The organism is Dermabacter vaginalis (assembly GCF_001678905.1).
In the GTDB taxonomy this organism is placed as follows: Bacteria; Actinomycetota; Actinomycetes; order Actinomycetales; family Dermabacteraceae; genus Dermabacter; species Dermabacter vaginalis.
In genome coordinates this window covers 2,131,388-2,152,359 of the sequence record NZ_CP012117.1, presented here as the reverse complement: position 1 = coordinate 2,152,359, position 20,972 = coordinate 2,131,388, and the positions used below count along the sequence as shown (strand labels likewise).

Genomic DNA, 20,972 nt, shown 5'->3' with positions numbered 1-20,972 from the left:
CGCTTACGAGCAGGGCGGCCGTTGCGCACACGACCCGGCGAGTCACCTGTTGCACTAGAAGGGCCTCAGAACGTACGGGTCAGCCTTGCGACCGGGAAGGTTCCGGGTGTACGAGCGAATGTGAACGCCAGGACCCCAGGAATGCAGCATCTGACCATTGCCCAGATACATCGTCATGTGACGGATGGTGCCGCCGGAGTCTCGGTAGAAGATCCAGTCGCCGCGCTGAATCTGCGAGATTGGCACCTTGCGGAACTTCTTGGAGTTGTAGAAGTAGTGCGTTGAGAGCCAGTTTGCACCGGCATGTTGTTCGGGCGTTACCCCCGTCTCGAGACCGGCGGCATTCATTGCCTGGATAGCGATGCCTGAGCAGTCGTAGCCTAGTGTGTAGCCGCCGGCACCGCCCCAAGTGTAGGGCGAGCCTACCTGCGAACGCGCAAAATTCACCATGGTGTCGATGCGCTCTTGACGGCTTGCAGTGATGCCTACCTTGGGTTTCACTGTGAAGCCATCCGCGTACCAGCTCACGCCAGTGCCTAGCGAATCCCACGTGCGCTTATCCACGACACCGGTGACGGGCAGACCTCGCTTGCGCTGCCAAGACTTGACGGCTCCGATCGTTTTCGCGTTCATCGTTGCACTGTGGCCATTTGAGTAGATCCCGAGGCGTTTTTGGACAGCGGCTACGCGAACGCCGTTCCAGCCCTTGGTGAGGTTGTGCCCGCCGCGAGAGGTCGTGGGATTATTCGTGGGGCCGAAGTAGTAGGGATTCGCGGGCTCCCAGCCCACGACCCCTGTGCCATTCGAACGCGTCCAGTACAGAACTCCGTTCTCGAAGTTTTGGCGGAACTGCCCCTTGTAGGTGTACTCGTTCGAGGTGGGAAGGCCGAGGAAGCCCCGCTCAAAGCCGCGCTTGGCGTACTGGTTGAGCATGCCCGAATGGACGCCGTAGGCGCCCGTGCGCGGATGCCAGTACATCTGCCCGTTCTCGAAGTACTGGATCACCACTCCATTGTTGAGGGTGATTTCACCGGTGCGAGGCAGCCCAAAGGCGCTCTTCGGCCCACCCAGTTTTACGTAGTTCGCGTGGATGGCATGCTTGGTGACCTCGGTGATGCCGTTGCGCGAATTCCAATAGATCGTGCCGTTTTGGAAGTTTTGCGCTCGGCCGCCGCGTACCGAGTACTCTTCGGACGTGGGGAAGCCAAGTTCGCCGCGTTCGTAACCGTTGCGACCCCAGATGCCGAAAATTGCACCCTTGTGGGAAATGGCATGCGCACCTGGGCGCCCCGAGTAGTACACGTGTCCGTTTTGGAAGCGCTGATAATAGCCGCCTCGAGTCTTGGTTTCGTTCCCCGTGGGCAGGCCGAGCCAGCTGCGCGCCCCACCCAGTGACTCGTAGTGGTCACCGATGCCGCCCTTGGTGACCCACACATTCTTCGTGGCAAAGTCGAAGTACAGGGTTCCGCCCGTGAATTTTTGCGTAACGCCGCCGGGCACTCGAATCTCATCGGTCGAGGGGTACCCCAGCCATCCGCGCGTATGACCGCTGCGCTTCCAGAACGTTTCGAAACCTCCACCGCGGTTGACGGCGTGTGCTCCACCGTTGCCCGGGGACCAGTAGAGGTCGGCATTCTCGAAGTGCTGGACGTAGCCACCGCCGTTGAGTTTTTGCTCGTTGGACGTGGGGTTACCAATCCAAGAATCCGCGCCACCGGCCTCGTCCCAGTAGCCGCGCATCGCGCCGACGATGGCGAAGCGTGGCGTGCTTTCGGGGGTCGCGCTGAAGGTTCGGATGCTCGACGCGGGCTTCTCTGCGGGCGCATCGGTGGTGGATTCCTCCACGGAGGTGGTTGTGGAGTCGCGTGGGGCGGGTGCCGATTCGCGAGGCGCAGGGGCCGGGGTTTCGTCCGTGGACGTAGGGGCCTCGAGCGGCGCGTCGGTGTTGTTTTCGCTGGGAGCCTCCGTGCCGGGAGTTTGAGCGGCCGGGGTTTCCTCAACAGGGGTTTCAGAGGGGGCCGGTTCTGAGGGGGCCTCGGTCGTCGAGAGGGTCGGTTCGTCGGTTGGATCGGAGGGGGAAGCCTGCACGGCGAGCGGGGTGAAGGTGACGCCGGCGGCGAGAAGGGCAGCCGAGATGCGTCGGCCGGTAAGAGAGGAGAGGGGATACATGGCAGCAGCCTCACGCGAGAGGAATGGAACGCCCTCAGCTTAGGTCAGTTATGCGGACCGATGGTCCCCGAAGAAGCCTTTCGTCACAATCGTAATAATATTGTAATGCAGCAAGTGCTCAAGTGTGATCTGAGCTACCTCTTGGCGCCGTAGAGCAGCCAGGCCGTGCGCGTTGAGGCGATCCACCGCATCCCTGCGATCGCGAGGATCGACACGATGCCCAGGAGGATCGCGGGGGTGAAGTTCGCGGAAGTCGCGGCTTCAGCTGCCGCGGCGTTCGCGCCGGGTCGCAAGGCGAAGGCGAGCGCCGTGGCAATTCCGACGGTGACGACGCCGAGCACGATGCCAACGACCATAAAGGTGCGCGCGAAAGTGCGAAGCCATGCCTCTCCATCCGCGGGATACCCCACTCCCGCGCGATGTTTCTTTGAGGCGACGCCGGCGATGCACCCTGCCGCGATCACGCCAATCACCCACGTGAGGAAAAGCCCAAGCGAAAGCCACCACGTGATTTGTGAGGCGGCAAGACCTGCCAGAACGCCCGCGAGTGCGCCAAGAAGCCCAAGGCGCGCAAGGAAGGCCGCGGCGGCGGCGTCGGTGTTAAGGTTCGGCGGGAACTCCGCGAACGCTTCGTCGCCGTAGCCGTGGGCGTTCCAATCCTGGGTTTCGCTCATGAGGTCATTCCTTGGTTGAGGCCGCGGCTTTTGCTGCGGCGGGCAGTGCGGTAATGATGCGATCAAGGATATCGGGCGTGTGAGCCTTCGAAACGAAACACGCCTCGAAAGCGCTCGGGGGAAGGTAAATACCCTGGCTTAGCATCGAGTGGAAGAAGCGTGCAAAAGCGTTGGTGTCCTGGCTCTTCGCCTCCTCGTAAGAGCGCACCTCGCGATCCGTGAAGAACACGGAGAAGAGGGTGCCGAAGCGATTGATCGAATGGGGTACGCCTTCGGCGCTCAGCGCGTCGTCGAATGCAGAGATAAGGGTGGTGACCGACTCGTTGAGCTGGGCGTAAAGCGCGTCATCGAGCTGGCTCAACGTCGCGATACCCGCGGCGGTGGCGAGTGGATTTCCGGAGAGCGTGCCCGCCTGGTACACGGGGCCAAGGGGCGAGAGACGCTCCATGATGTCGGCTCGGCCGCCAAAGGCTCCCACGGGCATGCCGCCGCCGATGACCTTGCCGAAGGTCACGAGGTCCGGGACCACACCGTCGAGGCCGTGAGCGCCGGTAGCGCTCGCACGAAAGCCCGTGAGAACCTCGTCGACGATGAGGAGCGCGCCTGCCGCATGCGCTTTTTCGAGAAGGAAAGCGTTGAAATCTCCCGGATCGATCACACCCATGTTGCACGGTGCGCCCTCGGTGATCACCGCGGCGATTCTCTCGCCGTGCTCGGTGAACGCTTCGTGCACAGCCTCGCGGTCACCGTAGGGGAGTACGAGGGTTTCGGCGGCCGTCGGATCCGTGACCCCCGCCGAGCCCGGCAGCGAAAACGTGGCCACCCCCGAACCTGCCTCCGCGAGGAGCGAATCGACGTGGCCGTGGTAGCAGCCCGCGAATTTCACGATGAGATCGCGCCCCGTGAAACCGCGCGCGAGTCGAAGCGCGCTCATGGTTGCCTCGGTGCCCGAGTTGACCATGCGGATCTTGTCGACCGCGGGGATGCGGTTGATGACGAGTTCGGCGAGGCGAATCTCGCCCTCGTGGGGAGCGCCGAAGCTGAGGGAATGAGAGGCGGCGTCGGTCACGGCGTTGACGACGGTCTCGTCGGCGTGGCCGAGAATCATGGGCCCCCACGAGCCCACGAGGTCCACGTACTCGGTGCCTTCGACATCAGTGAGGAGCGCACCCTTCCCGCTCACGAGATACGGGGGAGTGCCGCCAACGCTCCCGAAGGCGCGCACGGGGGAGTTCACCCCTCCCGGAATCGAGTGCTGGGCACGGGCGAAAAGCTCGGCGTTCGTGGACATGGAAACCTCCTGAGGGGTGGGGATCAGGCGAATTCGCGAAGGTGCGGGGGCAGATCTGCGAGGAGCTTTGCCGCGTACGGGGCGTAGTACGTGAGCACGTGCGCCGCCCCCGCGCGCTTGAACGCGAGGAGTGATTCGAGCACGGCGCGCTCGCGGTCGAGCCAGCCGTTCTGGCACGCGGCCTCGATCATCGCGTACTCGCCCGAGACCTGGTAGGTGCCCACGGGCACGGGGCTCGCGGCGGCGACCTCGGCGAGCACGTCGAGGTAGGGGAGGCCGGGCTTGACCATGATCATGTCGGCACCCTCGGCGAGATCGAGCTCGAGCTCGCGCAGCGCCTCGCGGCCATTTGCCGGGTCCTGCTGGTAGGTTTTGCGGTCGCCCGAGAGCGAGGAATCAACGGCCTCGCGGAAGGGGCCGTAGAACGCCGAGGCGTACTTCGCGGTGTAGGCGTAGATCGCGACGTCCGTGAAGCCCTCGGAGTCGAGCGCGTCGCGAATTGCGGCGATCTGGCCATCCATCATGCCCGAGGGGGCGACGACGTGCGCACCCGCGCGTGCCTGCGCGAGCGCCATCTCGCGGTAGACCTCGAGAGTCCTGTCGTTGTCCACACCACCGCGCTCGTCAAGAACACCGCAGTGGCCGTGATCGGTGAATTCGTCGAGGCACAAATCGGCCATCACGAGGAGAGAATCGCCGACCTCTTCCCGTAAGCGCGAGATGGCAACGTTCAGGATGCCGTTCGGGTCGGTGGCGCCGGACCCGACGGCATCCTTCTTTTCGGGGATGCCAAACAGCATGATGCCGCCGAGCCCAAGTTCGGCAGCCTCGCGGGCCGCCTCGACGAGCGAGTCGAGCGAGTGCTGCATCACGCCCGGCATCGAGGTGATCTCTCGCGGTTCACTCGCGCCCTCGCGCACGAACGCGGGGAGGATGAAATCGGCGCTGCGAAGAGTCACCTCGCGGTTGAGGCGGCGCATCATGCCGCTCGAGCGGAGGCGGCGCGGGCGGTGGAGGGGAGCATTGGTGCTCATGGGTCAGTTTTCCTTTCCAAGGACCTCGGCGACGGCCTCGGCGAGCGCGCGGTCGCTCGGGTCTTTTGCGACTGCGGCGACCGGAAGATTAACGCTGATCGCTGCATCTTCGCTCGGCTTTCCGATGACGACGAGCTTCGTTCCTTCGTGGATCGCGAGCTTCGAGAGAGCGCGCACGATCATGGGGCTCGTGGCGACGACGGCGCTGAAACCGCCGGCTGCGAGGTTGTCCACGATCTCGCTCGGTTGCGGAATGGTCTTGGGGCGGTACGCGGTCTCGCGCTGAACTTCGTAGCCGGCCATGCGGAGGGCGAGCTCGAGCTGCGGTGCGGCCGCGGAGCTCACGGGGTAGAAGATGCGCTGCGCGAGGCCATCGCCACCCTGCTGATTGACGGGGAACACGTCAATGAGCGAGGCTGCGCTTCCCTGAGCGATCGTTTCGACCTCGAGGCCGGCCTCGCGTGCGGCCTTCGCCGTGGCCTCACCGACCGCGGCGGCTTTGAACTCCTGGACCGCGGGAAGTTCCGACCATTCCGGCAGCGCTCGAAGCGCTTTGACGGTCGTGACCGACGTGAGGAGCAGCCAATCGAATTCGCCGTGGGCAAGGTCGCTGAGGGCATCGCGAAGATCGGCGTCCGTTTCGAACGAGAACTCCGTGAACGGAGAATGCACGGCCTCAAAACCGCGAGCGTTGAGCTCCGCGACGAGGCCTTCGCCGCGCCCCTCGGGGCGCGTCACAAGAACGGGTGCTGTCATGCTAGCCACTCCTCAGCAAGTAGATCTCGGGCGCCAGCGGCGAGCATGTCCTCCGCAAGCGCTCTGCCCGCGGCCTCGGCCGAGGCCGCCGTCACCGATTCGTCGGTGTGGATATCGCGAACAATTGTCGTGTTTCGACCGTATACCCCAGCCTTGAGAAGGAGTCGATCATCATCCGTGACCTCGGCGAATGTCGCAACGGGCGCCGAGCACCCGGCCTCGAGCGCGCGTAGAAGCGCGCGTTCGGCTGCCACAGCGAAGCGCGTCGGTGCGTGATCGAGCGCCGAGAGCGCAAGGGCGAGAGCGCTTTCGGGATCCAGATCCTCACGAACCTCGACCGCGAGTGCTCCCTGCGCGGGCGCGGGCAGGAACTGCCACGGGTGAAATACCTCGGCGATGCGGTCGTTGAGCCCCAGCCGCAGAAGGCCCGCCGCGGCGAGCACAACGGCGTCGAGTTCACCGCGTTCGGCGAAAGCCATGCGCGTCTCGATATTGCCTCGGATTGGCACGATCTCGAGGTCCGGGCGCGCGAGCATGAGTTGCGCCGCACGCCTCGGGCTGCCGGTCCCCACGCGGCCACCGTGTGGGATCGCCGCGAGGTCGCTCACGCCCTCGCGGGTCACGAGCGCGTCGGCCGGATTCTCGCGCACGGGGATCGCCGCGAGGCGAATGCCGTCGGCGGGAAGCGTGGGCAGATCCTTGAGCGAGTGGACGACCACGTCGACCTCACCGGCGAGGAGCGCCTCGCGCACCGCGGACACGAAAACGCCCGTGCCGCCGATCCGCGTGAGCGGGCTCGTGCGGTCGCGATCTCCGTGTGTGGACACGTTGACGAGCTGGAAACCGTCGGAATCCCCCTCGCCGCCCGCGACGAGCTGGCGGGCCACCCATGCGGACTGCGTGCGCGCGAGCGTCGAGGCGCGTGTGCCGAGCCGCATCATGCGAACGTGCCCTCCGGGGTGCGGACGAGGCAGCACTCGAGTCCGCAGTCACCGGTGCGCTTCTCGTTCTCGAGCGCGCCCGGAACATCGATCACGGCGCGACGCTCGAAACCGGGTGTCACGGCCTCCTCGACGAGGTCGGCGAGTGCACCGATGAATCGGTCGTCGCTTCCGGACGTGGCCACGCGGATGAACGCGAGCCCCTTCTTTTCGGCGGATTCCTTCGCCTCCGTGTGGAGGTCCCATACGACCTCGACGTGGTCGGTCACGAAGCCGATCGGCACGACAACGACAGCCGAGCGTCCCTCGAGCTCATCGATGACGTCGTTGATGTCCGGCTCGAGCCACGGCACGTGCGGCGCACCCGAACGCGACTGGTAGACGAGTCGGTAGTTCTCGGGAGTGTGCGCAGAGCCCAGCTCTTCGCGCACGCGTTTCATCACGTACTCGATCGCTGCCTCGTGCTGGGCGACGTACCAGCCGCCCGAGCCTTTTTCCCACGTGTGTCGTGGTCCCGAGACATCCGCCATCGTCGTGGGAATTGAGTGCGTCGAGAAGAGAATCTCGATGGCACCGGCCTCGTGGCCGTGCGCGCGGTGTGCCTCCAGGGCATTCTTCACGCCGTCCACGACGGGTTCGAGGAATCCCGGGTGGTTGTAGTACACGCGGGCCTTATCGATCGCGAGCGTGCCCTTCAGTCCAGTCTCGTCGAGGGCCTTGCGAAAATCCTCGTGGTACTGGTGGCAGCTCGAATAGCTCGAATACGCGCTCGTCACGAGGCCCACAACCTTCGTATGGCCGTCTTCGTGGATCCGTCGAACCGTGTCGGCAACGTACGGCTCCCAGTTGCGATTGCCCCAGTACACGGGAAGGTCGAGCTCGCGGCGCTTCAGTTCGGCCTCGAGCCTGGTGATGAGGTCGCGGTTTTGCTCGTTGATGGGGCTTTTTCCGCCGAGCGCGCGATAGTGGGTCGCGACTTCTTCGAGGCGCTCATCGGGGATGCCGCGCCCGCGCGTCACATTGCGCAGGAACGGAATCACGTCCTCGTGCTTTTCGGGCCCGCCGAACGAGGAGAACAGCACGGCCGTGTAGGCGCGGCCGTTCTCGGTCACTGCCGCCTCGGTCACAGGAGCACCTCCACGACCTCGTCGAGTTCACCGATGCGATGGCCCGTGTGGAAGGGAAGTTCCTCGCGTACGTGCAGGCGGGCCTTCGTGTAGCGCAGGTGGCGCATCATGTCGACGAGCTCGGGCAGGGTGTCGGCCTCGAAGCTCAAGAGCCACTCGTAGTCGCCGAGCGCGAAAGCGGCGGTTGTGTTGCCCCACACGTTCGGATATTCGCGCCCGTAAATGCCGTGCTCTTTCATCATTTCGCGACGCTCGGCTTCGTCGAGGAGGTACCAGTCGTAGCTGCGCACAAACGGGTACACGGTGATCCAGTCCTTGCGCTCTTTATCGGCCTCCATGAACGCGGGCTTGTGGCTGCGGGAGAACTCGTGGCCGCGGTGCACGCCCATGGCCTGCCATTCCTTCTCGAGGTAGGTGCTGGCGATCGAGTTTTCGAACAGGCGCAGGGCTTCCTGGATCGCTTCGGGGCGCTCGCTCGCGAGCCAGATCATGAGGTCAGCCTCGGCGCGGAAACCGGAAACGTCGTAGAAGCCAAGAACCTCGACGTCGGCGCTCGCGAGGGAGGCGACGGTGCGCTCGAGATCCTCGAGCACCTGCTCAGGCGTGACGATACCTTCGTCGTTGAGACCGCCGATCTTGCGGTACACGGAATAGGCGGTGAAACGGATTTGTTCCTTGACGTCCTCGCTCATGGGAGGGTCCTTTCTTTTTGTGGTGCTGAGTGGATTTAACGTGAGGCGAGCTCGCGCGTGAAGCGCGTGATGGCTTCGAGCCCGTTACCGGCGCGCCAGGCGCCCGTGAGCTCGAGGTGGGGGAGGGGAGCGTCGGCCCCGCGGGTCTGCGTTTCGAGTGCCTCAGCGAGGGCCTTGAGGGCGGCCGTGTGGCCGGGACCGGATTGGCGCATGGTGCCGGTCCAGTCGGTGAGGGCCCAGTCAGCAACGGTGAGGTCCGACGCCTGCAGGCCAAAAATCGCGGCCGCATCGTGGATCGCGAGCTCGGGGAACCGCTCGGCATCGGGCAAGGAGCCGTCGGCGTCTGGGTTGTAGGAGAGCCGCACGACGTTCCGCCCTGGTTTCGAGGCCTCCGCGGCGCGGTGGATGTGCTCCCACTTCGCGCTCGCGTGGGTCATGGCCTTCGCGCGGATCGTGGTCGCGGCGGGGTCCACGAGAACGCCGTTCCCGCGCGGCTTTGCGTTCAGTTCCGGGTTGTCGAGAACGAGGGTTGCGAGCCGCACGGGCGTTGCGGGGGCCACGGGGATGAGGTCTGCGATGTCGGGTGCCGGTGCGCTCAGAAGGTGCCGGGCGAACTCGGGGCCCGTAGCAATCACGAGGGTGCGGGCCTTGAACTCGCGCGTGAAGGCCGCTGCCTGGGTCGCGGCAGTGATGATCCACGTTCGATCCTCGCTTGAGGCGCGCAACCCGAGCACGGGGGTGTGAGTGAAGATCCTTCCGCCGTGGGCCTCGATGTCGCGAGCGAGGGCCTTGGGAAGCTCAGCCATCGAGGGGGTGAGTGAGTGGACCGCGGAGCCCGAACTTGACCGCACCCCGCGTTGGTCGAGAATTTCTTCGATGGCCTTCCGGGCGCTTCCGAGTTCCTGCACGCGCTCGGCGAGGCGAGGCATCACGGCGCGAAGCTCGAGCTTTTCCGGGTCGGCCGAGTGTACGCCCCGAATGATTGGGGTGACGAGCCTCTCCAGCACGGCTTTTCCGTAGCGCGCCCGCACGAACTCCGCGACGGTGACGTCATCTCCCGTTGCGCGCTTCGCCGGGACGAAGCGTTCGCGCCAGGCGCGCACTGCACCCCAGAATCCCAGGGCCTCGCGCACATCCTTCGCGAGGGGCTTCGCGGGCATGCCGAACACGGCGTTGCGGGGCGAGGCGTACGCGCGATCATCGCCCACGATGAAGCTCGAGCCGGTCGCGGGAGCGACCATGCGATCCTTGAGCCCGAGGTCTTTGACGAGACCGAGCATCGCGTCGCGACCGATCGCGAACGCTTCCGCCCCGGTGTTGGTTTCGATTCCTTGAAGCGTGTGCGACCAGACCGCTCCACCCACGTTGTCTTGGGCTTCGACAACGAGTACCTGATCGCCCTTGAGGGCGCGCTCGCGGGCGTAGATGAGGCCGGATACTCCGCCGCCGATCACGACGGTGTCGATCGTGTGCATGCCGAGTGCTCCTACTGTTCGTGGATGAAGGCCACGAGATCGGTGAGGACCTGCGGGTCCGTGTCCGGTGGCACCCCGTGGCCGAGGTTGACGACGTGCCCGGCTGCCGCGCGGCCTTCGCGCACGATGCGCGCGGCCTCGGCGTAGCGGGCTTCTTCCGAGGAGAAAAGGAGGGCGGGGTCGAGGTTGCCCTGAACGGCAGTGCCGGCGGGCAGGGTTTCAATCGCGGTGGGGATGGGGGTGCGGTGGTCGAGTCCGACGGTTGTTGCGCCAGCCTCGTGGATGGCCTTGAGCATGTGCCCCGTGCCAACACCAAAGTGGATGCGGGGAACATCGAGGTCACGCACGTAGTCGAGTGCGGCCCTCGAGAACGGAAGGACGTGCGCGCGGTAGGTCGCTTCAGCGAGGGACCCCGCCCACGAGTCGAAGAGCTGCACGGCGCTCGCCCCAGCTTCGACCTGCGCGCGGAGGAATTCGCCCGAGATGTCGGCGACCCACTGTGCGAGGCGTGCCCACAGCTCGGGCTCGGCGGTCATGAGGGCGCGCGTGCGGAGGTGATCGCGGCTCGGGCGGCCCTCGACCATGTAGCTCGCGACCGTGAAGGGGGCTCCGCAAAAGCCGATGAGGGGCTTCTTGTCGAGTTCGTGGGTCGTGAGGCGAACGGCCTCGCGAATGGGCTCGAGGGCGGCGCGGTACACGTCATCGACCGGGGGGAGTGCGTCGATGTCGGCTTTGGACCGGATCGGGTGGGCGAGCACGGGGCCGATGCCGGGCTCGATGCTCACGTCGATTCCCGCGAGTTTGAGCGGGACCATGATGTCGGAGAAGAAGATGCCTGCATCGACTTTGTGTCGGCGCACAGGTTGGAGCGTGATTTCCGTGACGAGTTCGGGCATGAGGCAGCTTTCGAGCATGCTTGTGCCTTCGCGCGCCTTCCGGTACTCGGGAAGCGAGCGCCCCGCCTGGCGCATGAACCACACGCTCGGCGGCTCGGAAGCGACCTCGGCACCGCGGCCCGCGAGCCGCTTCACGAGGGCGCTTTCGCGTGCGGCGGAGGAGACTGGTGGCAGTTCAGAATGTGGCGTGGTCATCGCCTCTATTGTGCCCGATCTCAATGAGAAAGAAGTCCCCGCACCGTAGGCTTGCTGCATGCTTATTGCTCTGCGCGCCACACACGACAACCTTGGGCTCGAGGGGCTTGAACGCATCACTAGAGGCTCCGAGAACCTCGATGCGCGCCTCGCCGCGCTCAATGAGGCCCATCCCGAGCAGCCGCTCACCGGCTGGGTGTGCCTCGCGACGTGCAACCGTCTTGAGGTCTACGCCGATGTTGACCGTTTCCACGACGCGATCGACCTCGTCACGCGCGCCGTGACTGACACGAGCGGCCTGCCGGCGGAGGACGTTGCGCGCATGCTCGTCGTGGATGCGGGCAGCATTTCCGCACGTCACATGTACGAAGTGGCGTCGGGAATGAACTCCCAGGTGCTCGGCGAGGCCGAGATCACCGGGCAGGTGCGCACGACCTTCTCGAGCGCGCTCGCCTCCGGGCACACCACAACTCTTCTCAACGACCTCTTTCAGGGCGCGCTGCGCACCGCGAAGCAGGTCACATCGAAAACGAAGGTGGGGGCCGCGGGCCGAAGCTCCGTCGCGGTGGCACTCGATTCCGCACATCTGTTCACGACCGAGCTCGAGGGGCGTGAGGCGCTTCTCATTGGCACGGGGGCTCTCGCGCGTGTTGCAAGCGCGGAACTCCACCTAAGAGGCGTCGGAACCTTGCGCGTGTACTCCCCAAGTGGCCGCGCTGCCCAGTTTGCCGACTCGCACGGCGCTCTTCCCGTGGCGCCCGACCAGCTCGAGGCTGCTCTTTCGAGTGCGGCGGTGGTGATCGCGGCTTCCGGCGGTGGCACGCACGTGATCGATCCGCCTTTACTTGAGCGTGCCCTCGAGGCTCGTGCCACGAGTGAGGAGCTCGTGATCCTCGACCTGGCCCTCCACGCCGATGTCGACCCTGCAGCCGCGGTGCTTCCGGGTGTGCGTGTACTGGCTCTTGAATCGATCCGCGCTGGCGAGAGTGCCCGCGGTGAGGTCGAGCGCGCACGTGAACTGATTGATACGGGGGTGGTGCGTTTCGAGGAGCGTCAGCAGATCCGTGCTGTTGATCCGGCCGTGAGCGCTCTGCGCCGAAGCGTCAAGGACATGATCGTTCTCGAAGTAGACGAGGTGCGCCGAAGCTCCGGCGAAGCCGCCGCCGAACAGGTGCAACGCTCGCTGGGGCGCGTCTACAACAAGCTTCTTCATTCCCCGATGGTGCGCGCTCAAGAACTCGCCAAAACTGGACAGGCTGATCAGTTCCTCGAAGCAATCCACACGATCTTTGGGGTGGACGTTGCGGGATCGTTGAGCGTCGATGGTGCCCGGCCAGCGTCGGAAACCGCAGATCCCACGCGTGAGGGGCTTGAGCGGCCGCCCATGAGCGTCGCGAAAATGGAACAAATGCGCCGCGATCTGGAAGCCGCCCAGGCGCGCGAAGAAGAGCAGCCGGCGCACACCCAAACCGAGCACGGGGGAGTACGCGATGTTTGATGACCGCGTTGAGATTGGCGAAAGTGCCGAGGCGCGCCTTCGAGCGCTTCTCAGCGAAGGGGCTCCCGCGTCAAGTGCGGGTGCGTTCGCTTCTCTTCCCGCGCTGCTTGTCGATGGGGATGACGCCCCCGAGGTGATCCACGCACGCATCGATCTCGCTCTCTTGTGCGCGGCCGAGGGGCTTCTCGATAGCGCCCTCTACCAGATCGACGAGCTCACCAAGGACGCGCGCCGCGTGCGCGACACGTCCGGCGATAACGAGGTCGTTGAGCGCGCCGACGCGGCGAGAGAGGCTATCGAGGAAGCGGCTTAGATCTTTGACGGTTCGCAAGGAGTAGGCGAACTAGAACGAGAATCCGCTTTCCTCGAGTTGCTTTTGCGCGACGTCCTGCAATGATTCGGCGTATGACTTCGTGATGTGGTCGACGTCAAGGAAAACGGTCACATTGCCAATGGCCGGGACGCACTCACCGTCAGGGCAGATGCTGGGATTGAAGTCGACGAAGTGGACACGCGGGTCATCTGCCAACTCCTGATCGGGGCGCTCGGCGGGAAGCTTCTGCCACGATCGGTCGATGCAAGCCTCGGGGTTGTCAGGGTTAGCTTCTCGGCATTGAACCAGATTCGCCTCGAGGTGGGGCTGGTCCCTCAGTGCAATGACCTCGATTCCGGAGTCAGTCAACTCTCGAACAACTCCGATGACCTCGGGCTTAATGCTTTCCTCGTTCTCTGCGTCGATAAAAGTCGTGTCCATCACGACCACTTTCGGGTGGAGCGCCTTGATGACGTTTGTGCTTTCCTCCGCAAATCTAACGCAGTAGTCGGGTTCGTCGAAGTACGGAGCGCACCCATTCTTGACGAGCGCGACGGAATTAAACCCTGCCTTTTCAGCCAAGGGCTCAAAAGCTGATGCCGTTTGTTGAATATGAGAGTTGCCGAAATACACAATCGTATTGGCGTCGGCCTCGCCACGAAGCAGGGCGTGGCACGTATCCTCGAACGGCGCGGGTGCGTTGGAATCATGAATAATTTCGTCACATGACTCGGGCAGTGACCACCATTCATTCTCTAGGCCCGCAGCCCCAGGAAGTTCAGGAGCCGAGTCATCAGCATCTTCGAATGGGGTGTAGTCGTCAGCGAGTACTCGCGCGCCGGGGTTGTTTTTGTAAGCCTCCGCGCGCACTTGTTCCGTTCGGTACTCGAGGTACTGCTGGGCACCGATAACGGGAACGAGCCCGACGGCGACGGTCACAAGGGCGACCGCGACCGACCTGTGCGTCTTGGCGCCGGCCCACTTCCAACGGCGGAACGGCGTGTCCACGAACTTCGTGATCAGCCATGCGAGCGCGAGGCTTGCGAGCACGAGGATCACACCGAGCCAGAACGGCGCCTTGGGGATGTCAAGAATCTGCAGGGTGAGCACGAGCAGCGGCCAGTGAGCGAGGTACAGCCCGTAGGAGATGCCACCGAGCTTTTGGAGCGGCTTCGAACTGAGAATCGGGTTGTAGCCCATCACCATGATGAACGCGGCTGCCGAGAGTGGCCAGATGGCGAGCCAGCCGGGGAACTTTCCGGCGACATCCACGAGCATGCCCATCGATACGAGCGCGAGAACGCCGACCATCGACAGGGCAAAACGCCACGAGCGACCCTTCGGGCTATGGGGATGGAGCGTATCGGTGCGCTCAGCAATCAGTGGAAGAGCGATCGCGACGAGCCCGCCAAGGCCGAACTCCCAAAAGCGGGCGAACGTGTCGAAGTACGCGGTCTGCTGGTCCGCGGCGGTTTCGATTACCGACCAGATGAAGCTCGCGAGAGTGACGGCGCCGATCGCGATACCGCTCGTGGACCACACGCGAATGTTGTGCTGGTGCTGGCTCTTTGGCGGGAAGCGGCGCTCAAAAGCCTTCAGTCCCAGGGCGAGAAGTGCGAAAAGCAGAGGCCAGGCAAGAAACACCTGCCCCTGAATCGACAGCGACCAGAAATGCTGGAAGGGGCTTGCCGCGGTGCGGTCGGCTGCGTAGTAATCCGTGGCCTGGTTGATGAGCCACCAGTTTTCGCCCTGGATGAGGGTGAAGAACGCGTCCTTGAGCATCGGCACGTAGGTGCTCGCAGGGAGGAAAAGGTAGGTCGCGGCCAGAATCGCGAACGTCACCACCACGGTGGGTGGTAGCAGACGTTTGAATGTTCGGCCCCAGTACCCCACGGCAGCGATCGGTTTTCCGGTTTCCATGCGTCGCACGAACGTTCCGGTGAGGAAGTACGCGGAGATGAACAAGAAAACGTCAACGCCGCCCGAAACGCGACCCACGAACACGTGGTAAATCACGACGAGGAAAACCGCGAGGCCCCTCAATCCGTGGACGTCGGTGCGAAAAACACGCTTTTCCTTCGGGAGCTCCGCACGATGAGTGGGAGCAGATGCTGCAGATGACGACATAAAACCGATTCGTTAGGGGGTAGAAGTCCGCTCGAGACTAGAAGCCGGTGGGAACCTCGGGGGAGAGCACGGCGAGCGCGGCTCGATACAGATCATAGGGGTCGGTGACCGCCGTAAGCTCGCGGCACGAGTGCATTGAGAGGATGGGAACACCAACGTCGACCGTGGTCATGCCGAGGCGAGTCGCGGTGATCGGGCCGATTGTGGAGCCACACGGCATTGCGTTATTCGACACGAACTCCTGGTACGCCACGCCGGCGTGAGCGCATGCGCGGGCCCAGAACGCTGCGCCGCGAGCGTCGGTCGCGTAACGCTGATCAGCGTTGATCTTGAGGATCGGGCCCTTGCCGGCAACGGGCTGGTTGGCCGGGTCGTGCCGCTCGGCGTAGTTCGGGTGGATGGAGTGTCCGACGTCGGAGGAGACCACAATCGAGCGGTTAAACGCACGCCGCCTCTCTTCATCACTTGCACCAAGCGCCGTGTAGAGGCGCGCGAGGACATCTTCAAGGAACGGGCCGGCGGCTCCGGAGCGGCTCGCCGAGCCGACTTCTTCGTGATCGTTGGCAACGAACAGCGCGATGGGTGCGCCTTCAGTGCTGTGAAGCTCGGCCATCGCGCGCATGCCCGCGAAAGTCGAGAGGAGGTTATCGAGCCGTGCGCTCGCGAGGAACTCTTTGCGTGCGCCGATGAGTTGGGGCTCTTGCGTATCGACCGTGACGATGTCGTATCCGGCGATGTCCTTGGGGTTGACCCCAGCGATCTCGGCGAGGTCAGCGAGCACATCGTGGTCGCCGCCGCCCGCAAGCCCGGTGATGGGCTGGAGATGCTTTTGAGGATCGAGCTTGAGGCCGTCTCGGTTCACGGCCCGATCGAGGTGAACGGCCAGCTGAGGCACGCGCAAATACGGCCCGGTGTGAACGAGCACCTCCTCACCGCTTACGAGGACCATGCGACCCGCGAGCTTCAGATCGCGGTCGAGGAACGAATTGAAAAGTGCACCGCCGTAGACCTCGACACCAACCTGGTTGAAGCCGTGCGAGCTGATTGAGCTCTTGGGCTTGAGCTTAAGTGCGGGGGAGTCCGTGTGCGCCCCGAAAATGCGAAGAGGCGTCGTGCCAGTGGTTCCAGTCGGAACGTCGAAAGCGATGATGGAGCCGTCGCGACGCACGAAATAGCGGCTTCCGGTGGTGATCCCGTCCCACGACTCCGCTTCATGCAGCTCCGTGTAGCCAGCTTCCAGGAGGGTGCGGATCACGGTCGCCACGGCATGGAAAGAACTCGGCGACTGGGTGACGAATGCGCCCAAGTCGGTGGCGAAAGCAGATGCGGCCTCATGGTCGTGAGCTGTCACGGGAGAACTCCTCGCAAGATTGTGGAAAGGGCGGCGATTCGACGGGGAGAAGCGCTGGCTCCATGCCATCGGTGCTCGGGTAGACTCTCGACCGTGCATATGACTCAGCAGAATGAAGCCCCGCGCACCTCAATTATCATGCCAGTTTACGGCACCGAAGCCACGGTGGTGCGAGCGATCGAAAGCGTGCGCTCTCAATCGGTTGCGGACTTTGAGTTGATCATCGTGAACGATTGCAGCCCGGACAACGCCCGCGCAGTAATCCTGGAGCACCTCGATTCGTGCAAAGATGACCGGATACGGTTCATTGAGAACGACACTAATTTGACCCTCCCCGGTGCACGTAACGCGGGAATACGTGAGGCGCGGGGTGAGTGGCTCGCGTTCCTCGACTCCGATGACGCATATCGCCCGAACTTCCTCGAGCGCATGCATGAGGCGACTTCTGCGGACGTCGATATCGTCGTGTGCGCACACACGGTCGTAGGGCCCGACGCAAAGCCCAAGCGTGACCGGCTCAAGGGCGAGGCGGGGATCTACAGCGGAAGCGAGGCGCAGGAACTCCTTCTCATTGATCGACTCTCGCAGTACGCATGGGACAAAATCTTCCGACGTTCTGCTATTGAAGGGGCGGAGTTCCCCATCATCAACCGCCTTGAAGATGCAGCGTATGCCGTGAAGGTCTTTGGAATGGCGCGCAACGTTCGGGTGATCGAGGACGCTCTGCACCTCTACACCGTCAACGAAAAATCGATCACGTGGAGCTCGGTGCCTCCCATGAGTGAATCGGTAAAGTTCCTCGACTACCTGCGAGAAGTTCTGAGGAGTCAGCGAAGCCCTCGTGATATTGAGCCCGGGCTTTCGATCTGCTTGATTAACACTTACGTGAATGCGGGGCACGCTGCCCTGCGCTTACTGAAAGACGACGACCAAGCTCTCTACATGAAAGACGTGCGGAAAAAACTCGGCTTCAAACCAATCGTGAGAACGGTGCCGGTGCGTCCAACTCTTGCCATTGCTGCGATGCTCATGAAGAGTGCCCCTCGCGTATACGGTTGGCTGTACGCCCTCTATGCACGCAAACAATACGGCGTGGTTTAAACGAGTTCGAGCTCGCGTTTGTCGTTACCCTCGGAGGCCTTCTAGCCGTACCTGCGACGACTTCCCACGATAACGATGTGGAGGAGAGCGTCGACGTTAGCCCTGGAGGCTGAGGAATAGTTCTGTTGGACAAGAAGGAGCGGTCACGGAGATGAGAACTCCCCGAACATCGATCATTATGCCCGTCTACAACACCAGCCGGACAGTTCTTTCTGCAATCGCCTCGGTGCAAGCTCAGACCGATGCGGACTGGGAACTGATCGTCGTCATAGACGCTTCACCGGACGATGCACGGGAAAAAATCGCTCGCTATCTCAGTGATGAGCCAGACCCTCGAGTGAAGACTATTTCGTTCGAAGTTAACCGCGGAGTGTCTGCGGCGCGAAATGCTGGACTGGAAGAAGCGGTCGGAGAGTGGATTGCCTTCCTTGATTCGGACGACGCTTACGAACCGACGTTCCTCGCCACACTCCATGAGGCTGCACAGGTGGCGAACACCGACGTTGTTTCGTGCGGCCACAAGGTTATATCGGCCGACGGTGAGGAGAATCTAAGAAAACCCGCCGAATTAGGTCAGCAAGCAGGCTTGCGCGCGGCCATCAAAATGTTGAGTGGGTCGTTTACCCCGTTCTTGTGGGACAAGATCTTCCGCGCGCGAATCGCCGGGGGCCTTCGTTTCTCGGAAGAGATTCATCGTGCGGAAGATGCCCTTTTTGTGCTTCAAGCCTTGATGAACGCGAGCTTGGTCTCCATAGTAGAAGAGCCGCTCTATCGATACTCGATCGATACCGATGGACTGACGTGGGGGAGGGTCACCCCGGTGGAGGAAAGCGACAAGCTGACCACGCTCATGGCTGAAGCGACTAGCGAGTACCGAAGCGACCCCAAGCTCCGCGAGGCACTGACGGTTTCGAAAGTTCTGACGTATCTCAATAACGCTCAACAGGTATTGGTCGCGAAGTCCAGCACTTCAAGCGAGGCGCTCAAAGAAATCCGCCGTCGTATTTCCTTCGGCGAGGCCGCAACCTGTCTTAAAGTTCGACCAGTTTTCGGAGCTGCTGCCATACTGCTCAAGGTCTCGCCGAGCCTCTACAGGGCGCTCTATGGCGCGTACATCAAGCGCCGCTACGGCGTGAGCATGAACTCTAACTAGATCGCCTCGGCTACGCGAGCGCGGAAACGGCCGGCGGAGCGTTTCATGGCGAACAGGTGGGTCAAGAACCCCACCGCTGGCCCGCAGTAAAGCGCGACAAGAACCTTCGGAATGATGCTGAGGGGCAAGGCGAACAAGAGTGCTGTCGTCACTGCCGCGGCGACTACCCAACCCGCCAGGTATGTGCGGTGAAGATCAAGTGCAAGAACCGCTGTACCGGAGAGAACCAAGAGCGCCATAATCGCGGAGCCAAACGTCAACGCAGCGAGAACAGGACCGCTTGCCACAGAGGCATACGCACCCTCCGCCCCCGCCTTCGGTGGGTAGATCAAAAGAAAAAGCCAAGGCCCCACGAAAAAGGCCGCAATCGCACCCGCAGCTCCCACACCGAGTAACGCCGCGGCTGGGCGAGTAAACGCCGCGATAGGACGGTGACGCTGGCGCAAAAACGCCGCAATCGCCACCCCCTGGAAAGCCTGAAGAGGGATCATGATCGGGGAACGGCAAATCGACACTGCCAAAATCAGTGCCCCCATGACCAAGAACGTGTATGACCCAGGAGACGCCTTCTCACTCGCGTTAAGCAGCACCGGAAACCCGGTCATGAGGACGGCCGAGGCGGTTGAGGAGCCCATGGCCATGAAAACGTTTCGCATGAGCCTGCCGTATGAAACGTCTGCTCGTGAGCGAATGATCGTTCGGGTCCCGGGATCAAGTAGGGCGAGTACTAGCCACAAAAGAATCGGTGAAATCGCGGCCGCCTCGAGTCCCAAAAGAGATGCAGAAATGAGCGACACTGCCGCCATTGCCGCGAGACGCCAGAGCGCTTCACCACCGCCAAAGACGGAAAACAGAAACCACCGCTGGGAACCTGCGGCCGCACCACTCAACGCGGAATGAAACGCATAGAGCGCGACACCGAGAGCCAAGAGCGCGACCGAAACGGCGGTATTCGTGGGGAGCGTTGCATTCGCCCACCAGGGGGAAGTCGCAACGGTTGCGAGAGCGCAGAGCCCTCCCACCGTCGCCGCGGCCAAAACGATGGGGGCACCTGTGGAGTTGCGGTCAAGGCGGGCGGCTCCCACAGCACGAGTAACCTCCTGCTGAATACCCGCAACGATGCCAAATATGCCAAACTGCACCGACCAAAACAGAAGAAATTCGGTAACCTCTGACGGTTCGAGGTAGCGGTTAGCAAACCACGTTGCCAAGAGCGCGGACACCGCCGCGCATGCGGAAGCGGCAAGGATCGCCGCAGAATCGCGCTTTGTGACCGTTTGATCGTTACTTGACGGCATGCGTCGCGAGGTTCTTGACGCCCTGCCATTTCTTGGCCAGGGCAGCCTTAGGCAGAAGCCTGAGCGCGTGGAGTCTCGACGACACGTGCAGGCGCGCGGCTCGTGCGGCCTTCGCCCAGCCCTTCTCAGTCATCTCGTTCGCAATTTGATTGAAGAAGAGGCGCTCCTCCTCAAAACGAGTTCCCTCGAGGGCGCGCCACGACGAATCAGAACCGCCGTGGCGGCGATACATGAAGGCGACCGTCGGATCATAGTAAAGCCCGCCATCGCTCATGGCCACGTCAAGCACGAGAGCCGCGTCCTGAACAACATTCAGCCCCTTGCGGAAACCGATCTCCGTAATCGTGCTTGCTCGCCAGCCGAGGGACGGGAAATACAGCCAGTTGCCGCGAAGGATTGACGTTGCGAGCTCTTCACCGCTCAGAACCCCCGCCTTGGAAGGGCGGTAATGGTCCTTGACTCGCTCAACGAGGGTGTTCGAGAGAGCGTTGTTCTCGTCAATCACGACGCAGCCCGGCTGGAAGATCTGTGCTTCGGGCTGGGACTGTGCAGCGTGAACAAACCAATCAATGTAGTTGGGGAGCATAACGTCGTCGGCACCCATGACGGTGACGAGGTCATTCTCAACGAAGCTCAGAGCCTTCGTGTAGTTGCCGTTCGCCCCGAGGTTCTTCTCATTGCGCATGTACGTGATGCGCGAATCGTTGAGAGACTCGAACCAGCCGGGAATTGAGTCATCTGGGTAGCCATCGTCCACAACGACCAGCCGCCAATCCGGGTTGGTTTGCCCGATGATCGAGCGCACCGCTTGCTTCATAAGCGCTACGTCGCCGTAAAAGGGAAACAGGATGTCAACAGTCACGTTCAACTCCAAAATTTTG

Annotated in this window: 18 protein-coding genes; 4 read left to right on the top strand and 14 right to left on the bottom strand. The window is 62.9% G+C overall.

All coding sequences use genetic code 11. From position 1 onward, the window contains the following. Positions 1-54: 54 nt before the first annotated feature. From DAD186_RS09495 to hemE, 10 genes are all read right to left on the bottom strand, one after another. Positions 55-2,169: an NlpC/P60 family protein gene (locus DAD186_RS09495; protein WP_065248466.1), complete on the bottom strand. Its 2,115-nt coding sequence runs from the start codon at positions 2,167-2,169 to the stop codon at positions 55-57. Between the two features lie 134 nt (positions 2,170-2,303). After that, positions 2,304-2,843: a hypothetical protein gene (locus DAD186_RS09490; protein WP_065248465.1), complete on the bottom strand. Its 540-nt coding sequence runs from the start codon at positions 2,841-2,843 to the stop codon at positions 2,304-2,306. A 4-nt stretch (positions 2,844-2,847) separates the two neighbouring features. Further along, the gene (hemL, locus tag DAD186_RS09485) at positions 2,848-4,134 is read right to left on the bottom strand and encodes a glutamate-1-semialdehyde 2,1-aminomutase (protein WP_065248464.1); all 1,287 of its coding nucleotides are present in this window, start codon (positions 4,132-4,134) and stop codon (positions 2,848-2,850) included. A gap of 23 nt (positions 4,135-4,157) precedes the next feature. Further along, the gene (gene hemB / locus DAD186_RS09480; protein ID WP_065248463.1) at positions 4,158-5,168 is read right to left on the bottom strand and encodes a porphobilinogen synthase; all 1,011 of its coding nucleotides are present in this window, start codon (positions 5,166-5,168) and stop codon (positions 4,158-4,160) included. Between the two features lie 3 nt (positions 5,169-5,171). Further along, positions 5,172-5,924, bottom strand: a complete 753-nt coding sequence (locus tag DAD186_RS09475) for a uroporphyrinogen-III synthase (protein WP_065248462.1) — start codon at positions 5,922-5,924, stop codon at positions 5,172-5,174. Beyond that, positions 5,921-6,865, bottom strand: a complete 945-nt coding sequence (gene hemC, locus DAD186_RS09470; RefSeq protein ID WP_065248461.1) for a hydroxymethylbilane synthase — start codon at positions 6,863-6,865, stop codon at positions 5,921-5,923. The genes DAD186_RS09475 and hemC overlap by 4 nt, the downstream gene beginning before the upstream one ends. Next, positions 6,862-7,992 (bottom strand): ferrochelatase, encoded by a 1,131-nt coding sequence (locus DAD186_RS09465; RefSeq protein ID WP_065248460.1) that lies wholly within the window; start codon positions 7,990-7,992, stop codon positions 6,862-6,864. Before DAD186_RS09465 ends, hemC begins: the two co-directional genes overlap by 4 nt. Next, on the bottom strand, positions 7,989-8,684 hold the full coding sequence (gene hemQ / locus DAD186_RS09460; RefSeq protein WP_065248459.1) for a hydrogen peroxide-dependent heme synthase: 696 nt from the start codon (positions 8,682-8,684) through the stop codon (positions 7,989-7,991). Before hemQ ends, DAD186_RS09465 begins: the two co-directional genes overlap by 4 nt. 35 nt (positions 8,685-8,719) lie before the next feature. Then, positions 8,720-10,159: a protoporphyrinogen oxidase gene (hemG, locus tag DAD186_RS09455; protein ID WP_065248458.1), complete on the bottom strand. Its 1,440-nt coding sequence runs from the start codon at positions 10,157-10,159 to the stop codon at positions 8,720-8,722. A gap of 11 nt (positions 10,160-10,170) precedes the next feature. Continuing rightward, positions 10,171-11,250, bottom strand: a complete 1,080-nt coding sequence (hemE, locus tag DAD186_RS09450) for a uroporphyrinogen decarboxylase (protein ID WP_065248457.1) — start codon at positions 11,248-11,250, stop codon at positions 10,171-10,173. Between the two features lie 58 nt (positions 11,251-11,308). Between hemE and DAD186_RS09445 the strand changes: the two genes are divergently transcribed. Both DAD186_RS09445 and DAD186_RS09440 read left to right on the top strand, forming a co-directional pair. Beyond that, on the top strand, positions 11,309-12,748 hold the full coding sequence (locus DAD186_RS09445) for a glutamyl-tRNA reductase (protein WP_065248456.1): 1,440 nt from the start codon (positions 11,309-11,311) through the stop codon (positions 12,746-12,748). Beyond that, on the top strand, positions 12,741-13,061 hold the full coding sequence (locus tag DAD186_RS09440; RefSeq protein WP_082991178.1) for a hypothetical protein: 321 nt from the start codon (positions 12,741-12,743) through the stop codon (positions 13,059-13,061). Before DAD186_RS09445 ends, DAD186_RS09440 begins: the two co-directional genes overlap by 8 nt. Positions 13,062-13,091: 30 nt before the next feature. On the opposite strand, the gene DAD186_RS09435 is transcribed toward DAD186_RS09440, so the two are convergent. Next, positions 13,092-15,188, bottom strand: coding sequence for an acyltransferase family protein (locus DAD186_RS09435; protein WP_082991177.1), 2,097 nt, complete (start codon positions 15,186-15,188; stop codon positions 13,092-13,094). Positions 15,189-15,225: 37 nt separating this feature from the next. Further along, the gene (locus tag DAD186_RS09430) at positions 15,226-16,539 is read right to left on the bottom strand and encodes a M18 family aminopeptidase (protein WP_065248455.1); all 1,314 of its coding nucleotides are present in this window, start codon (positions 16,537-16,539) and stop codon (positions 15,226-15,228) included. Positions 16,540-16,638: 99 nt separating this feature from the next. Between DAD186_RS09430 and DAD186_RS09425 the strand changes: the two genes are divergently transcribed. Then, a complete protein-coding gene (locus DAD186_RS09425; protein WP_065248454.1) occupies positions 16,639-17,640 on the top strand; it encodes a glycosyltransferase family 2 protein in 1,002 nt (333 codons plus the stop codon). Between the two features lie 151 nt (positions 17,641-17,791). Continuing rightward, positions 17,792-18,793 (top strand): glycosyltransferase family 2 protein, encoded by a 1,002-nt coding sequence (locus DAD186_RS09420; protein ID WP_065248453.1) that lies wholly within the window; start codon positions 17,792-17,794, stop codon positions 18,791-18,793. On the opposite strand, the gene DAD186_RS09415 is transcribed toward DAD186_RS09420, so the two are convergent. After that, positions 18,790-20,091 (bottom strand): hypothetical protein, encoded by a 1,302-nt coding sequence (locus DAD186_RS09415; RefSeq protein WP_065248452.1) that lies wholly within the window; start codon positions 20,089-20,091, stop codon positions 18,790-18,792. The two genes, DAD186_RS09420 and DAD186_RS09415, sit on opposite strands and share 4 nt — an antisense overlap. Beyond that, positions 20,078-20,953, bottom strand: a complete 876-nt coding sequence (locus DAD186_RS09410) for a glycosyltransferase family 2 protein (RefSeq protein WP_065248451.1) — start codon at positions 20,951-20,953, stop codon at positions 20,078-20,080. The genes DAD186_RS09415 and DAD186_RS09410 overlap by 14 nt, the downstream gene beginning before the upstream one ends. Positions 20,954-20,972 lie beyond the last annotated feature (19 nt).

Coding starts and splice junctions, on each gene's coding strand:
- DAD186_RS09495 (WP_065248466.1), bottom strand. CDS start 2,169: ATGTATCCCCTCTCCTCTCTTACCGGCCGACGCATCTCGGCTGCCCTT.
- DAD186_RS09490 (WP_065248465.1), bottom strand. CDS start 2,843: ATGAGCGAAACCCAGGATTGGAACGCCCACGGCTACGGCGACGAAGCG.
- hemL (WP_065248464.1), bottom strand. CDS start 4,134: ATGTCCACGAACGCCGAGCTTTTCGCCCGTGCCCAGCACTCGATTCCG.
- hemB (WP_065248463.1), bottom strand. CDS start 5,168: ATGAGCACCAATGCTCCCCTCCACCGCCCGCGCCGCCTCCGCTCGAGC.
- DAD186_RS09475 (WP_065248462.1), bottom strand. CDS start 5,924: ATGACAGCACCCGTTCTTGTGACGCGCCCCGAGGGGCGCGGCGAAGGC.
- hemC (WP_065248461.1), bottom strand. CDS start 6,865: ATGATGCGGCTCGGCACACGCGCCTCGACGCTCGCGCGCACGCAGTCC.
- hemQ (WP_065248459.1), bottom strand. CDS start 8,684: ATGAGCGAGGACGTCAAGGAACAAATCCGTTTCACCGCCTATTCCGTG.
- hemG (WP_065248458.1), bottom strand. CDS start 10,159: ATGCACACGATCGACACCGTCGTGATCGGCGGCGGAGTATCCGGCCTC.
- hemE (WP_065248457.1), bottom strand. CDS start 11,250: ATGACCACGCCACATTCTGAACTGCCACCAGTCTCCTCCGCCGCACGC.
- DAD186_RS09445 (WP_065248456.1), top strand. CDS start 11,309: ATGCTTATTGCTCTGCGCGCCACACACGACAACCTTGGGCTCGAGGGG.
- DAD186_RS09440 (WP_082991178.1), top strand. CDS start 12,741: ATGTTTGATGACCGCGTTGAGATTGGCGAAAGTGCCGAGGCGCGCCTT.
- DAD186_RS09435 (WP_082991177.1), bottom strand. CDS start 15,188: ATGTCGTCATCTGCAGCATCTGCTCCCACTCATCGTGCGGAGCTCCCG.
- DAD186_RS09425 (WP_065248454.1), top strand. CDS start 16,639: ATGACTCAGCAGAATGAAGCCCCGCGCACCTCAATTATCATGCCAGTT.
- DAD186_RS09420 (WP_065248453.1), top strand. CDS start 17,792: ATGAGAACTCCCCGAACATCGATCATTATGCCCGTCTACAACACCAGC.
- DAD186_RS09415 (WP_065248452.1), bottom strand. CDS start 20,091: ATGCCGTCAAGTAACGATCAAACGGTCACAAAGCGCGATTCTGCGGCG.